Raw genomic sequence first — 14,786 nt, 5'->3', positions numbered from 1 at the left:
GCCAGCGCCAGCACCGGGGGGCTAGTAGCTCCCCTTTCCCTCCGCCTGTTCGGCTACCGGTTTGAACATCGCCAGCCGTTTATCCAGCGCGCTGGTGTAAAGGTTGGTATCGACGCCAACGGCAACAAAATTCGCCCCCCACGCCAGCGCTTTGTGCGCCATCTCCGGATCGACGGCAAGGAATCCGGCCGCCTTACCCGCCGCACGAATGCGGCGGATGCTCTGTTCAATAACCCGCTGCACTTCAGGATGACCGGCGTTATCCGGGTAGCCCAGCGAGGCTGACAGGTCCGCCGGGCCGATAAACACGCCGTCAATGCCCTCCACTTCAAGGATCGCATCCAGATTATCGAGGGCCGTTTTACTCTCTACCTGAATCAACAGGCACAGCTCATCGTTGGCCTGCGCCATATAGTTTTCGACCCGTCCCCAGCGCGCGGCGCGGGCCACTCCGGCCCCCACCCCGCGGGTACCCAGCGGCGGGTAGCGGGTAGCCGAGACAATCTCCCGCGCCTGTTCGGCGGTATCGACCATGGGAATCAGCAGCGTTCTGGCGCCGATATCCAGCACCTGTTTAATCAGGCTGCGATTGCCCTCTACCGGGCGAATGACCGGCTGGCTGGCGTAGGGCGCAATGGCCTGCAGCTGATGATAAAGATCCTGGATGGTATTGGGCGCATGTTCGCCGTCAATCAGCAGCCAGTCGTAACCCGAGGTGGCGGCAATCTCAGCCATATAAGAAGAGGTCGAGCTCAGCCACAGGCCAATTTGCGCTTCCCCTTGTAATAATCCCGCTTTAAATGGGTTCGATAAAATTGCGTTCATAGTTCTCCCTTACATTAATGCTGTACGCTGCCAGCCTGCGGCACGGCGCGGTTCACGCGCAGTGAAAAGATAATAACCACCCCGACAATCGCCACGCAGGCGAGCGTCACTAATCCGGCAGAATCACTGGCGAACATGGTTTCAGCCTGGACGCGGATAATGGGCGCCAGAAACCCGCCGATAGCGCCGAACAGGTTCACAAAGCCGATGCCAGCGGCCAGCGCCGTACCGGACAACAGCTGCGTCGGCATGGTCCAGAAGACCGGCTGCACGGCAATGACGCCGACGGCGGCAACGCACAGCGCGATAATCGCCAGCACCGGCGACACCAGCCCGGAGACCGCAATGCCAATTGCCGCCGCCAGCAGGGTGAATGCCGCCACATTACGCCGCTCGCCGGTGCGGTCGGAGTAGCGCGGAATCAGCCAGGTACCGAACAGCGCCGCCACCCACGGGATCGCGGTCACCACCGACGCCACGAACCCCACCTTGGTGCCGAGCAGCGCGGCAACCTGGGTTGGCAGGAAGAAGATCAGGCCGTAAACCGCCACCTGAATGGTGAGATAGATAATCGCCAGCTGCCAGACGCGGCCGTTACGCAGCGCATCGGACAAACGCGAGGTCACCTTTTTCTGCTCTTCGCTGGCCAGCTCGCTGATTAACGCCTGTTTTTCGGCAGCGCTCAGGAAGCGCGCCTTTTGCGGCGTATCGTCGAGCCAGAAGAAGGTGAAGAACCCCGCGCCGACCGCCAGCAGCCCCTCAATGATAAACATCCAGAACCAGCCGGGATGCCCCATAAAACCATGCATTTCCAGCAGCGCGCCGGAGAGCGGCGACCCGAGGGTCAGCGCCAGCGGCGCGCCCATATAAAACAGCCCCATAATGCTGGCGCGGTTCTGCTGCGGAAACCACTGGGACGTCAGGTAGATCATGCCCGGGAAAAAACCCGCTTCCGCGGCGCCCAGCAGGGTGCGCACCAGCAGAAACTTCGCTTCGGTATCCGCCCACGCCATCGCCGCGGAGAGAAGCCCCCACAGCAAGGTGGTGCAGCCGATCCACTTTCTTGCGCCGAATTTGCGCATCAGCAGGTTAGCGGGCACCCCGAGAAAGGCGTAGACCACAAAGAAAATCCCCGCCCCCAGCGCATAGGCTTCGTTGCTAAGGCCGGTATCCAGCTGATAGGTCTCTTTGGCAAAGCCGATATTCGAACGGTCAAGAAACGCCAGCACGTACAGCGCCAGCATAAAGGGGATCAAACGGGCGCGGTTTTTCTTCACCACGCTCTCAAGCAAGGCGTTGCTCATCGTAATATCCTCAACAATAGGCCGCACATCTGCGCTGTGCGGCACGACGGGATCAGTGGCTATAAGGACGTTTCAGATTACAGTCGCGGTTCAGCTCCACGCCGAAGCCCGGTTTGTCCAGCACGGTTTTATGAATGCGCCCGTCCACCGGTACCGGCTCATCAACCAGAATCGGGTCAAACTGCGGACGCATCGTTGAACAGTCCGGGCTGGTCATCAGGAACTCGCTGAACGGCGTGTTGGTAAAGGTAATGACCGCGTGGTGCGAATAGACCGACGAGCCGTGCGGCACCACCAGCTGGCCGCGCGATTTGGCGATCGCCGCAATCTCCACCAGCGTGGTCAGGCCGCCGCACCAGCCCACGTCAGGCTGCATAATATCGATGCCGGTTTCCGACAGCGTGCGGAAGGATTGCAGCGTACCGTGGTGCTCGCCGCTGGTGACCATCATGCCGGCAGGCGCATTGCGTTTAAGCTCGCGATAGCCTTCATACTGCTGCGGCGGCAGGCACTCCTCGATCCACTTAAGGTTAGAGGGTGCGCAGGCGTGGGCCAGTTTAGTGGCGTAGTTAACGTCCTGGCTCATCCAGCAGTCCAGCATCAGCCAGAAGTCCGGGCCGCACTTTCCGCGCATATCGGCCACCATAGCGGCATCTTTGCGGATCCCCGCGTCGCCATCGTGCGGCCCCCAGTGGGTCGGCATTTTGCCGCCAATAAAGCCCATCTCTTTCGCCAGGTCCGGACGCGCCCCGGTGGCGTAGAACTGAATTTCATCGCGCACCGCGCCGCCCAGCAGTTTGTAAACCGGCAGCCCAACCACTTTGCCGAACAGATCCCACAGCGCCAGGTCGACGCAGGAAATCGTATTCATCACCAGGCCGCCGGATCCGGAGTAGTACAGGGTGGCGTTGAGCATCTGGTCATGGATCAGTTTGATATCGCTGACGCACTTGCCTTCGATAAAGCGGTTGAGGTGTTTTTCCACGATAAAGCAGCCCATCTCGCCGGCGGTCGATACCGCAAAACCGGTCTGCCCGTTTTCGGCTTCGACCTCAACGATCAGCGTGCCGAGAACGTTGATGCCAAACGACTGGCGGGACTGTTCATACTGTTTATATTTGCTCATCGGCGTGGCGATATGATCGTCAATCCAGTGATTTGCCCCCTGGTCATGATAATCGCCGCCGCCAGCGCCTTTCTCTGCGGTAGCACCGCCGATAAACCAGGCGCGGACGTGTTTAATTTTCGGTAGGGTCATGATCTTCTCCTTATTATGAGGCTTGTTGTTCGAAGGGGCTTTTCCACCCCAGCAGACGGGAAATATCTTTGGCGCAGGCAATCGCCCTACCGGCGAGGTAATCGCGATTGTCTTCATTGATTTGCAGACGGGTACCCACCACGGAAATGGCGGCGGTCAGCTCGTTATTGGCATTAAAAACCGGCGCCGCCACGCAGCGAACGTCGGGATAGTCTTCGCCGTTATCGAAGCTCCAGCCGCGGGCGCGAATACGGCCCAGTTCATCACGAAGCTGTTGGGCGCTGGTGATGGTGGTTGGCGTCGCACGCTCCCACTGCAGCTCGCTGATAATCGACTCCTGAACCCGCTCGGGCTGCCAGGCCAGCAGGCATTTACCAATGCCGGAACGATATAACGACAGGCTCTTACCTTCGTGCGAACGCACGCTGATGGTGGCCGGGGATTCAATCTTCAGAATGTAGTAGGCGTTGCCGCTGTCGATGATGCCCAGGTGGCAGAGCAGCCCGCACTGATCCATCAGCTGCGTCAGGCGCGGGCGCGCCAGTTCGCGCAGGTCCATTTTGCTCAGCGCCTGCCCGGCCAGCTCAACCAGCTTGGTCCACAGGCAGTAGTTATCCTGATTATCCATGCTGAGGAAGCGCTGTTTTTTCAGCTCTCCCAGCAGCAGATAGGCGGTGCTTTTCGGAATACCCAGTTCGTCAATAATGGTCGCCGCGCTGCAGGGGCCGATGCGGGCGATCAGATTGAGAATATCAATGGCGCGGGTCAGCGCCGGGACTTTGCTTGATTCCAACATACTGGACTCCAATCCTGAATACTGGAATCAGTGTTGCGGTTGTCGGGCGTGTAAATTGTGAGCGACTTCAAATGACGACGCTATTCCAGCCGGGTGGACGTTCAGAGGGAGAAAAATGCGAGATAGTGCACAGAATATTTTAAAGCAAGTACAACAGGCTGGACTCATCGCGCGCCGGGAGGGGCTCCCGACGCGGAGGTGGATTTACGCTGAGAGAGATTCGACGACGTTAATCCAGCCGTGTTCACCGGCCACCGGCTGGCCGTTCAGCCAGCGGCGCAGCATGTTGAGGGCCATCATCACGCACACTTCCTGACGCACCTGGAGGCTGTGGCGGTTGGTGGTGAATTTCACCCGCAGCGCGTAGGTGCCGTCCGGCGTGGAAAGCGCAAAGTTCAGGTGATCGCTCTCCTGACCACTCACCGCCAGCGCCAGGCCGGCAAAGTGTTTTTCGCGCCGTTCCGCCGCCCAGCGCGCAGACTGCGCCAGGGTCTCCTCCTGCGCCGGAATGACTTCGCTGGCCAACAGCGGAGCGTTGACGCGAGAAAGCTGAAGCGCCAGCAGACCACCGGTAAACTGCTCGCTCAGCGTCAGGCTTAGCTGACGCTGCTGCAGGCGACGGGCGATCTGCGCAGGCAGGCCTTCGGTACCTTCGAAAATCATGCTCTCTCCGGCCACCTTCTGCACTTCCGGCCACAGCGCCAGCATCGCCTCGCGCTGTTCGGCAGGCCCGGTCAGCTTCAGTTCGATAATCGGCATTGAGGAGCGATAGCCCATCACGACGCCCGGCGGCAGCTGCAGATGGTCGAGGCTCTGCGCCAGTTCGCTTTCGGAACGGCCGAAGGTGGTCAGGCGCAAACACAGCGGCGCAGCGGATAGCGGGAAACGTTCGCGCAGGCGCGGTAAGATTTCCTGTTCAACCATCACCTTAAATTCGGAAGGCACGCCGGGAGTAAAAAACATCAGGCAGCGGTTTAGCTGCACGGCAAAACCGCAGGCGGTCCCGACCGGGTTGTTGATCATTTCGGCGCTTTGCGGAATCTCCGCCTGTTTACGATTGCTGGCGGCCATGGGTCTTCCGCGCTCGGCAAAGAAACGGGTCATGGTTTCCAGCCAATCTTCGTGCAGAACTAACCCTTCGCCTTTGGCCGTCGCCGCGGCCAGCGCGCTCAAATCGTCGCTGGTCGGCCCCAGGCCGCCGTTAACGATCAGCACGTCAGCGTGTTCGCTGCGCTCGCGTAAAATCGCCACCAGGGAGTCGAGGTCGTCACCCACGGTATGGCGACGCTTTAAGGGTAATCCTTGATTAAAAAAGAAATCCGCCAGCCACGCGGCATTGGTGTCGATGATTTGCCCATGCAGCACTTCATCGCCGGTGGACAGCATTTCCACGTTTAACATTGTGAACTCCAGCCTGATAAGTAGAAATACTATATCGCAAAGCGGCTGGTGAAAAAGCCTGAAAATCAGGCGCGGCGGAATACCGCGCCGGAGAGATTAGAAGCTGGCGTTGACGCCGACGTACGGACCGTCCGCGACCGCGTTATCGCGGTTGCCGTCTTTACCGGCCAGGTTAAGGTAGCGGTAACCGGCTTCGATGCTCAGAGGACGCATAATAGTAAAGCGCGCGCCGGCATTGGCTTCCTGATAGCTGTCGATACCGCTGGAGAGTGAATCGGGAGAGTAATAGTATTCGCCGAACAGACGGAAGCTGTCGCCGATTTTCCACTGCAGACCGCCGCCAACCGCCGCCGCGTAGCCCTCATCGCCATTGTTCGGGTTGGTGTAAACGCCTTTTCCGCCCACGGTGGCCAGGAATGGCCCCAGGGGAATGTTCAGGCCCAATCCCAGCCCCGCCGCATCGCCGTCGTCATCATTGTGCAGCCAGTTGCCGGTTACCGCCAGGCCGGTCGATTCCGTACCGAATCCGACGCCAAGGTTAGTGTAGTGCTCGCCGGCCTGCCCGCTGACGCTGATCGCATTTGCCGCCGTCGAGACGAACATCATGCCGGCCAGGGCCATAAATATGCTTTTTTTCATTTTTATCTATCCAGAAAATAATAATAAGAAAATCCCAAAAAACCGCGAAATTGTACTGCTCCGTTTTAAGGAATCAATGCGTTATAGCGCGCTTTTACCGCGTGATTGTAACCAGTTGCTTCGGGAGCCTTGTTAACGGTCTCAGATATCAATTCAATAGTCAGGGTCAAATTGCTGGGTCTCAGCCTTTATTATACAAATAGGCTCCAGCTTATTTCGTCGTCGCAAAGAGATGAATAAGTTACATAAAACTTTGTCAGGAGATAAAGATGAGCAAAAAAGGATTAACCACCGCCGCCGGCGCCCCGGTTGTCGATAATAACAATGTCGTCACCGCAGGCCCGCGCGGCCCGATGCTGCTGCAGGATGTCTGGTTTCTGGAAAAACTGGCCCACTTCGACCGTGAGGTTATCCCGGAACGCCGAATGCACGCTAAAGGCTCCGGCGCTTACGGTAAACTGACCATTACCCGCGATATCACCCGCTATACCCGCGCAAAACTGTTTGCCGAAATCGGTAAAACCACCGATCTGTTCCTGCGCTTCTCAACCGTCGCCGGAGAACGCGGCGCCGCTGACGCCGAGCGCGATATTCGCGGTTTCTCGATCAAGTTTTATACCGAAGAAGGCAACTGGGATCTGGTGGGCAACAATACGCCCATTTTCTACCTTCGCGACCCGCTGAAGTTTCCCGACCTTAACCACGTCGTGAAGCGCGACCCGCGCACCAACCTGCGTAACCCCACCTGGAAATGGGACTTTTTCTCCCTGCTGCCGGAAACGCTGCATCAGTTAACGATTGATTTCAGCGACCGCGGCCTTCCGCGCTCCTATCGCCATATGCACGGTTTCGGCAGCCACGCGTTCAGCTTTATTAATGCCGATAACGAACGTTTTTGGGTGAAATTCCACTTCAAATCCCAGCAGGGGATCGCCAACCTGATGGATGATGAAGCGAAACGCCTGGTGGCAGAGGACCGCGAGAGTTCGCAGCGCGATCTCTATGAGTCGATTGAAAAAGGCGATTTCCCGCGCTGGACCTTCTACGTGCAGATCATGCCGGAAGCGGACGCCAGCCGGGTCCCTTATAACCCCTTCGATCTGACCAAAATCTGGCCGCACGCTGATTATCCGCTGATGGAAGTCGGCGTGCTGGAGCTCAACCGCAACCCGGACAACTACTTCGCAGAAGTTGAGCAGGTCGCGATGAATCCGGCCAATGTGGTGCCCGGGATCGGCTTCTCTCCGGATCGCATGCTGCAGGGACGGCTGTTCTCCTACGGCGATACCCAGCGCTATCGTCTGGGCGTCAACCATCATCAAATTCCGGTCAATGCGCCGCGCTGCCCGTTCCATAACTACCACCGCGACGGCGCGATGCGCGTTGACGGCAATAGCGGCAACGGCGTCACCTATGAACCCAACAGCTTTGGCGCGTTTCAGGAACAGCCGGACTTTAGCGAGCCGCCTTTAAGCCTTGAAGGCGCGGCGGTCCACTGGAATCATCGGGAAGATAACGACTACTTCAGCCAGCCGCGCAGGCTGTTTGAGCTATTAAGCGAAGATGAACATCAGCGTATGTTCCAGCGTATCGCCAATGATATGCGGGATGTCCCTGAGTTTATTCAGCAGCGACAAATTGGCCTGTTCAGTGAAGTCCACCCCGACTACGGCGCGGGCGTGGCTGCGGCGCTGAAAGCCTTAAAGCACGGAGAGTAATGCTGATGGCAGCCCTTGCGGCTGCCATTTTACTGTTTTTAAACGCGCTTAGTGCCGAAGCTTAGCGAGCTGCCGCAGCGACAAACCGGTTAGCTTTGCGACCTGAGAGGGCTCAAGCCCATCATCCAGCATCGCCTGAGCAATGCGCTGCGTCGCCTCCTGCTGTCCTTGATGCCGGCCTTCATTCCGGCCTTCCTGTCGACCCTTTCGTAAACCTTTTTCTATCCCCGCCTTCATTCCCTGAAGGACCCCCTCTTTACGGCCACGCTCTTCCAGAAAATGAGCAATATTCATCAGCGTCTCCTTATGCGGCTTGAGTGGCGTCTTTTGCGCGAGCTTGCGTAAAAAGGCCACCGGATCGGTGGCGTTGCCCGCCTGAAGCATATAATTCAGCAAAGTTTTAAACTGCCGACGCGTAGTGTATCCCAAGGATAATATCCTGACCAGTTGCTCAGAAATGTCCATCAAATCCCGCTGGCGGATATGTTTTTGCAGCAGTTCCAGCATAGCGACACGGCGGTGCTGCACAAGCCGATCGTCAGGAATCACCGTGACGTCTATCAGTGGAAAACGCTGGCTATACAGCCGCTCGGCCACCTCTGGCTGAGGGAAATCATCCAGCCAGCGCGTCGAGTACGGGTAAGGAGCGATCCTGCCGTGATAAAATAGCAGAGGAATAACCAGCGGCAGCTGATGATGCCCTTTATCAAGGTGGCGCTGCATGGCCGCGATGGCGTATCGCATCAGGCGAAACGCCATATGCCTGTCGGGAGAGCTTTGATGCTCTATAAGAATGTAGATGTACCCCTCTCCGTGCTGGGTTTTTAGCGAATAAAGAATATCCGAATGGCTTGCGCGTAGGTCCTCTTCAATAAAACTGCCGGATTCCAGCTGCAGCGTTCGCAGATCGCACTGTTCCCGCAAATGCTTCGGCAAATGAATAGACAAAAAATCGCGCGCCGTTGCCCGTTGGGACAAAAGGTGTTTAAACACCGCATCGTGCGGTGAGTGGCTTGCTATCTGTTCCATGATGGCCCCTGACCCGTTAACCTACGCTCACCCTACCACCGCACGCGTTCGCCGCGCGTTTTCGCTTGCGGTTTGCCGAGGCGGCTCGCAAACTGGGCCTTCCCGTTAGTTATCCCTGTCATCAGTAAGGAGAAATCATGCGTCAAAGGACTATCGTCTGCCCGCTCATTCAACATGAAGGCCACTATCTGCTGTGCAAAATGGCCGACGATCGCGGCGTATTTCCCGGCCAGTGGGCGCTCTCCGGCGGCGGCGTCGAGCCAGGCGAGCGCATTGAAGAGGCGCTGCGGCGAGAAATTCGCGAGGAGCTGGGCGAAAAACTGCAGCTGACCCAGATTACGCCGTGGACCTTTAGCGACGATATCCGGGTTAAAACCTACGCCGATGGCCGCCGGGAAGAGATTTATATGATTTACCTGATCTTCGACTGCATCAGCGCCAATCGCGAAGTGACGATCAACGAGGAGTTTCAGGACTACGCCTGGGTGAAGGCAGAAGATCTTCCCCACTATGATTTGAACGCGGCGACCCGCAGGACGCTCACCCTGAAAGGCCTACTCTGAACCCACGGTCAAAAAGCGCAGTCTGACCTTCAGCCCGCCCAGCGTTTCGCTACGCAGCAGCTGCGGATGGCTGCGGTGCAGGCGCGCAATATCGCTGACCAGCGCCAGTCCAAGCCCGACGCCGGGGTTGTCACCCACGTTTTCCAGACGATGGAACGGCATGAGCGCCTGCTGAATCTGCGCATCATCGATCCCCGGCCCGCTGTCTTCGACGTCCAGCAGCACCGCCTCTCCGTCACGATGCAGGCTGACCGTGACGATACCGCCCTGCGGCGTATAGCGAATCGCGTTATCCAGCAGATTCGCGCACAGCTCGCTCAACAACACGCCATCGCCGGCAATGGTCACCGTCGAGGGTTCCCCCTCATAGCCGAGATCGATAGCCTTGCTCCGCGCCTGCTGAAGACGCGAAAAACAGCTGTTGTGGACGATCTCATGCAGGTCCACCGGCGGGAACGCGTGTTCGCCCTGCTCTTTCCGTTTGATGGTAGCCAGCTGCAGCAGGCGTTCGGTAAGCAGAATCGTACTGTCAAGCGTGCCGCTCATCGCCTCCAGGCTCTCTCGCCACAGCCGGGGATCGCCGCTCGCCAGCGCCACTGAGGCCTGCGTTTTCAACACCGCTAACGGCGTTTTGAGCTGATGCGACGCGTCGGCGCTAAAGCGCTCCTGGCGGGAGATCATCACCCGTAACCGGTCGATATAGCGGTTAAAGGCCACGATCAGCAGACGGGTTTCCGACCACGGCAGCAGCTCCGGCAGCGGCGTCAGCAGGCCGGGTTCGCGCCGCACCATGAGCGCCGAAAGCCGGCGCATCGGCCGCAGCACGCGGCGCAGCAGCCAGCCGGTGAGCACCAGCGTCAACAGCACTAATAGCCCCTGCGAGATCCATGATGAAAACAGCAGCTGTCCCGCCAGCCAGCGCCGCGACTGCAGCGTTTCGGCGATGTAGATTTCCGCCATGCCGACAACGCCGCCTTCGTTAACCGGCTGCAGCAGGCGCGCCACGCGGATGGCCTGACCGCGATATTCAGTATGATAAAACCACGCCAGCGCCGGATAGAGCTCGGTACGAGAGGTCGATGGCGGCATCGACGGCAGGTCGTCAAAACCGGAAATCACCCGCTTCTCGGGATCGAGTACCTTATAGTACAACCGATCGTTCATATTCAGCTCGAAGCTGTCCAGCACCACCCAGGGGACATTCACCTCCAGCCTACCGCGGCGAACCACCAGGCGTTCCGCCACCGTGCGGGCGGATGAAAGCAGCGTGCGATCGTAAGCCTGGGTTGCCGCCTGCAGAGCGCTGACGTAGCTATTGAACGCCGACAGCCCCCATAGCAAAACCAGCGGCAGGCCGAGAAACAGCAACAGTTGAGCGAATAACGACTGCGGTTTACCCCAGCTCATGAGCGAGCTCCAGCACGTAGCCCAGGCCGCGCAGGGTCACGATACGCACGTTGCTCTCCTGAAGTTTCTTACGCAGACGATGGATATACAGCTCGATGCTTTCCGGGCTGACGTCATCGTTCAGGCTGAAAACCTGTTCAAACAGCTGCTGGCGCGACACCGGCCGCGTACGGCGAAACATCAGCACCGTCAGCAGCGCCTGCTCGCGCGGCGTCAACGGCAGCGTTTGTCCGCAGAGTAAAAAATAGCCTTCATCGCGATATTCCAGCGCGCCGATCTGCTGAACCTCATGCACCTGGCCTTCGCTACGCCGCAGCAGCGCGCGCAGCCTCGCATCCAGCTCTTCAAGCTCAAAAGGTTTCGGCAAATAGTCATCGGCGCCGACGTTCAGCCCTTTAACCCGATCCGCCACCGCGCTGCGGGCGGTGAGTAGCAAGACGGGAAGGGTCTGCCCGCGCTTTCGCAGGCGCTGCACCACTTCCAGACCGTCGAGTCCCGGCATGCCAATATCCAGCACCGCCAGCGCATATTTTTCGCTTTGCAGCAGATGATCGGCCGCGCGACCATCAAATACGCAATCCACGGCAAACCCGCCCTGCACCAGCGCTTTCTCCAGCCAGTGAGCCAGCTCACGGTTATCTTCTGCCAGTAAGAGACGCATATCACATCCTGAAAAGTTGCTGCCGCATTGAAAGGGAAATGAAAGGTAATTGTTTTAACAATCACGCAACCGAATAGCCACATGCCGGTTCACATAATTAAAAAAACGTCTCCTGTATCTGACTGAGGAAGCTTATGAATATGCCATTCCTGCGCCGTGCTGGCGCCATTGCATTATGCCTTTTAACCGCCTCTGCCCTGGCCGCCGAGGCGCCTTCCCGTACCGAATGTATCGCGCCCGCCAAGCCCGGCGGCGGCTTCGACCTCACCTGCAAGCTGATCCAGGTCAGCCTGATGGAAACCGGCGCCATCGAAAAACCGATGCGCGTCACCTACATGCCCGGCGGCGTAGGCGCTGTGGCCTACAACGCGATCGTCGCCCAGCGCCCCGGCGAACCCGGTACCGTAGTCGCGTTCTCCGGCGGCTCGCTGCTCAACCTGGCGCAGGGCAAGTTTGGCCGCTACGGCGTGGATGATGTGCGCTGGCTGGCCAGCGTCGGCACCGATTACGGCATGATCGCCGTCCGCGCCGACTCGCCGTGGAAAGACCTGCCGTCGTTTTTGGCGGCGATGGAAAAAAATCCCGCCAGTATCGTCATCGGCGCCGGCGCCTCCATTGGTAGCCAGGACTGGATGAAAGCGGCGCTGCTGGCGCAAAAAGCCAACGTCGATCCGCACAAAATGCGCTACGTGGCGTTTGAGGGCGGCGGCGAACCGGTCACCGCGCTGCTGGGCAATCACGTGCAGGCGGTCTCCGGCGATCTCAGCGAAATGGTGCCTTATCTCCAGGGCAATAAAATCCGCGTGCTGGCGGTGTTCGCTAACGAAAGGCTGCCGGGTGCCCTCGCCGATGTGCCGACCGCCAAAGAGCAGGGCTATGACCTGGTCTGGCCGATTATTCGCGGCTTCTTCGTGGGTCCGAAAGTCAGCGACGCCGACTATCAGTGGTGGGTGGATGAGTTCACGAAATTGCAGCAGACCGACGCGTTCAAAAAGCAGCGCGAGCTGCGCGGCCTGTTCGAATTCAATATGAACGGTAAGGAACTGGACTCCTACGTTAAACAACAGGTGGAAGCGTATCGCCTGCAGGCGAAATCCTTTGGCCTGGCCAAATAATTTACGGAGGTTGCGATGAGCGATCGTATTTTTGCCGGAGTGTGGCTGCTGCTCTGCGCGGGTGGAATGTTTATCGCCTGGCAAATTCACAGCGAATACGCCTATGAGCCCGTCGGCCCACGCCCTTTCCCGGTCGGCATTATCGGCCTGATGCTGGCGTGCTCTGTCTTGCTGCTTCTGCGTCGGCCCGACGCCATCACGTGGCCCGGGCACCGGGTTTTACAACGTCTATTAACCATGGTGGTTGCGCTGGGGATCTATGCGTGGGGTTTTGAATGGCTGGGTTTTCCTCTGGCCACCGCGCTGCTGACCGCCGTGTTTGGCCTGCTGTTTGGTGCCACCCTGCCCGCCGCCGGGATAGCCGGCGTCGCGATGGGCATCGCGCTGTGGTACGTCTTTGACGCCCTGCTTGATGTCACCCTGCCGCTCGGCGTTTGGTTGAGTTAACGGAGAAGGTTATGGATATCTGGATTTATTTATCGCAGGGCTTCGCCGTTGCCATGACGCCGGGCAACCTGACCATCGCGCTAATTGGCTGCTTTGTTGGCACTATCGTCGGTCTCCTGCCGGGTCTGGGCCCGATTAACGGTGTCGCGATCTTACTGCCGCTGGCCTTTGCTCTGCACCTGCCCGCGGAATCAGCGCTAATCCTGCTGGCTACGGTCTATATTGGTTGCGAATACGGCGGGCGCATTTCGTCTATCCTGCTTAACGTACCCGGCGATGCCGCCGCCATTATGACCGCTCTCGACGGTTATCCGATGGCGCAGCAGGGGCGCGGCGGCGTAGCGCTGTCGATCTCTGCCGTGAGCTCCTTTGTTGGTTCAACGATCGCTATCGGCGGGATCATCCTGTTCGCCCCGGTGCTGGCTCAGTGGTCGCTGGCGTTCGGCCCGGCGGAATATTTCGCCCTGATGATTTTTGCCATCGCCTGCCTTGGCAGCATGATGGCGGAAAATCCGCTGAAGTCATTTCTCGCCGCGTTAATCGGTTTAGGGCTGGCGACGGTGGGCGTTGATGCCAATACCGGCGTGTACCGCTTCACGTTCGACAGCGTTCATCTTTCCGACGGCGTGCAGTTTATCGTGGTGGTGATTGGGCTCTTTTCGGTTTCGGAGATTTTGCTGATGCTGGAGAGCACCAGCGGCGGGCAGAAGCTGGTACGGAAAACCGGACGCATGCTGTTTAACGCCAAAGAGGCGGGCCAGTGCGTGGGCGCGACCCTGCGCTCATCGGTGGTGGGTTTCTTTGTCGGCATTCTGCCGGGCGCAGGGGCGACCATTGCCAGCGCCATCACCTATATGACCGAGAAAAAGCTCAGCGGCAATAGCGCTACCTTCGGCAAGGGCGATATTCGCGGCGTCGCGGCGCCGGAAGCGGCGAACAACGCCTCCGCCTGCGGCTCGTTTATTCCGATGCTCACGCTCGGCGTCCCCGGCTCCGGGACCACCGCGGTGATGATGGGCGCCCTGACCCTCTACAACATCACGCCGGGACCGGCGATGTTTACCGAACAGCCGGATATCGTCTGGGGGTTAATTGCCGCGCTGCTCATCGCCAACGTGATGCTGCTGATTATGAACATTCCGCTGATCGGCCTGTTCACCCGCATGCTGACGATTCCGCTATGGTTTCTGGCCCCGGCCATCGCCGCCGTGTCCGCGGTCGGCGTCTACGCGGTGCACAGCACCACCTTCGACCTGCTGTTGATGGTTGGGCTGGGAGTGCTGGGCTACATTATGCGTAAGATGCACTTCCCGATGTCGCCGCTGATCTTAGGGTTTGTGCTGGGAGAGATGCTGGAGCAGAACCTGCGCCGCGCGCTGTCCATCAGCAACGGCAACGTGGCGATTCTGTGGCAAAGCGGCGTAACGAAAACGCTTCTGTTTCTGGCCATCGCGGTGATTGTTGTCCCTCCGCTGCTGCGGTACTGGCGGAAGCGCCAGCTTAATACGCAGGGCGACCTGCCCTCTTCCTGATGCTCAACGTCATTGGCGGTCGCTCAGCGCCGCCAATGACGGTATACGTTGAATTTCCACCACATCTGCCTGATAGTTATCGTTTTAACTT

At 58.8% G+C, this 14,786-nt stretch carries 14 protein-coding genes; 5 read left to right on the top strand and 9 right to left on the bottom strand.

Translation table 11 applies throughout. The features are described from left to right. Positions 1–21: 21 nt before the first annotated feature. From yfaU to JLG71_RS08160, 6 genes are all read right to left on the bottom strand, one after another. Complete coding sequence (yfaU, locus tag JLG71_RS08185; protein ID WP_014839099.1) at positions 22–825, bottom strand: 2-keto-3-deoxy-L-rhamnonate aldolase; 804 nt, start codon at positions 823–825, stop codon at positions 22–24. A 14-nt stretch (positions 826–839) separates the two neighbouring features. Continuing rightward, positions 840–2,129: an MFS transporter gene (locus JLG71_RS08180; protein ID WP_004852770.1), complete on the bottom strand. Its 1,290-nt coding sequence runs from the start codon at positions 2,127–2,129 to the stop codon at positions 840–842. Positions 2,130–2,181: 52 nt separating this feature from the next. Continuing rightward, entirely contained in the window at positions 2,182–3,387 is a 1,206-nt protein-coding gene (rhmD, locus tag JLG71_RS08175) for an L-rhamnonate dehydratase (protein ID WP_064391586.1), read from the bottom strand. 13 nt (positions 3,388–3,400) lie between these two features. Continuing rightward, positions 3,401–4,183 (bottom strand): IclR family transcriptional regulator, encoded by a 783-nt coding sequence (locus JLG71_RS08170; protein ID WP_004852774.1) that lies wholly within the window; start codon positions 4,181–4,183, stop codon positions 3,401–3,403. Between the two features lie 204 nt (positions 4,184–4,387). Continuing rightward, complete coding sequence (locus tag JLG71_RS08165) at positions 4,388–5,584, bottom strand: nicotinamide mononucleotide deamidase-related protein YfaY (RefSeq protein ID WP_064391584.1); 1,197 nt, start codon at positions 5,582–5,584, stop codon at positions 4,388–4,390. A 96-nt stretch (positions 5,585–5,680) separates the two neighbouring features. Then, positions 5,681–6,223, bottom strand: coding sequence for a YfaZ family outer membrane protein (locus tag JLG71_RS08160; protein ID WP_004123076.1), 543 nt, complete (start codon positions 6,221–6,223; stop codon positions 5,681–5,683). A gap of 269 nt (positions 6,224–6,492) precedes the next feature. Between JLG71_RS08160 and JLG71_RS08155 the strand changes: the two genes are divergently transcribed. Further along, the gene (locus tag JLG71_RS08155) at positions 6,493–7,941 is read left to right on the top strand and encodes a catalase (protein WP_200914079.1); all 1,449 of its coding nucleotides are present in this window, start codon (positions 6,493–6,495) and stop codon (positions 7,939–7,941) included. Between the two features lie 48 nt (positions 7,942–7,989). Here JLG71_RS08155 and JLG71_RS08150 read toward each other — a convergent pair whose 3' ends face one another. After that, positions 7,990–8,970 (bottom strand): Rpn family recombination-promoting nuclease/putative transposase, encoded by a 981-nt coding sequence (locus tag JLG71_RS08150; RefSeq protein ID WP_200914078.1) that lies wholly within the window; start codon positions 8,968–8,970, stop codon positions 7,990–7,992. Between the two features lie 137 nt (positions 8,971–9,107). Between JLG71_RS08150 and nudI the strand changes: the two genes are divergently transcribed. Then, the gene (gene nudI / locus JLG71_RS08145; protein ID WP_014230231.1) at positions 9,108–9,533 is read left to right on the top strand and encodes a nucleoside triphosphatase NudI; all 426 of its coding nucleotides are present in this window, start codon (positions 9,108–9,110) and stop codon (positions 9,531–9,533) included. On the opposite strand, the gene JLG71_RS08140 is transcribed toward nudI, so the two are convergent. Together JLG71_RS08140 and tctD are read right to left on the bottom strand one after the other, a co-directional pair. Beyond that, positions 9,525–10,940, bottom strand: coding sequence for a sensor histidine kinase (locus tag JLG71_RS08140; protein WP_200914077.1), 1,416 nt, complete (start codon positions 10,938–10,940; stop codon positions 9,525–9,527). The two genes, nudI and JLG71_RS08140, sit on opposite strands and share 9 nt — an antisense overlap. Continuing rightward, on the bottom strand, positions 10,927–11,601 hold the full coding sequence (tctD, locus tag JLG71_RS08135) for a transcriptional regulator TctD (protein WP_200914075.1): 675 nt from the start codon (positions 11,599–11,601) through the stop codon (positions 10,927–10,929). The genes JLG71_RS08140 and tctD overlap by 14 nt, the downstream gene beginning before the upstream one ends. Before the next feature lie 140 nt (positions 11,602–11,741). On the opposite strand from tctD, the gene JLG71_RS08130 reads away from it, so the two are divergent. Genes JLG71_RS08130 through JLG71_RS08120 form a run of 3 tightly spaced genes read left to right on the top strand, consistent with a single transcriptional unit; the run spans position 11,742 to position 14,695 of the window. Next, entirely contained in the window at positions 11,742–12,716 is a 975-nt protein-coding gene (locus tag JLG71_RS08130; protein WP_200914305.1) for a Bug family tripartite tricarboxylate transporter substrate binding protein, read from the top strand. Between the two features lie 15 nt (positions 12,717–12,731). After that, positions 12,732–13,163 (top strand): tripartite tricarboxylate transporter TctB family protein, encoded by a 432-nt coding sequence (locus tag JLG71_RS08125; protein ID WP_200914073.1) that lies wholly within the window; start codon positions 12,732–12,734, stop codon positions 13,161–13,163. Between the two features lie 11 nt (positions 13,164–13,174). Continuing rightward, complete coding sequence (locus JLG71_RS08120) at positions 13,175–14,695, top strand: tripartite tricarboxylate transporter permease (RefSeq protein ID WP_014230236.1); 1,521 nt, start codon at positions 13,175–13,177, stop codon at positions 14,693–14,695. Positions 14,696–14,786: the final 91 nt, after the last annotated feature.

The sequence above is a fragment of the Klebsiella michiganensis genome, assembly GCF_015139575.1.
GTDB classification, from domain to species: domain Bacteria; phylum Pseudomonadota; class Gammaproteobacteria; order Enterobacterales; family Enterobacteriaceae; genus Klebsiella; species Klebsiella michiganensis.
Note: the sequence above shows the minus strand (reverse complement) of the source record. Positions and strands in the feature narration are given on the sequence as shown.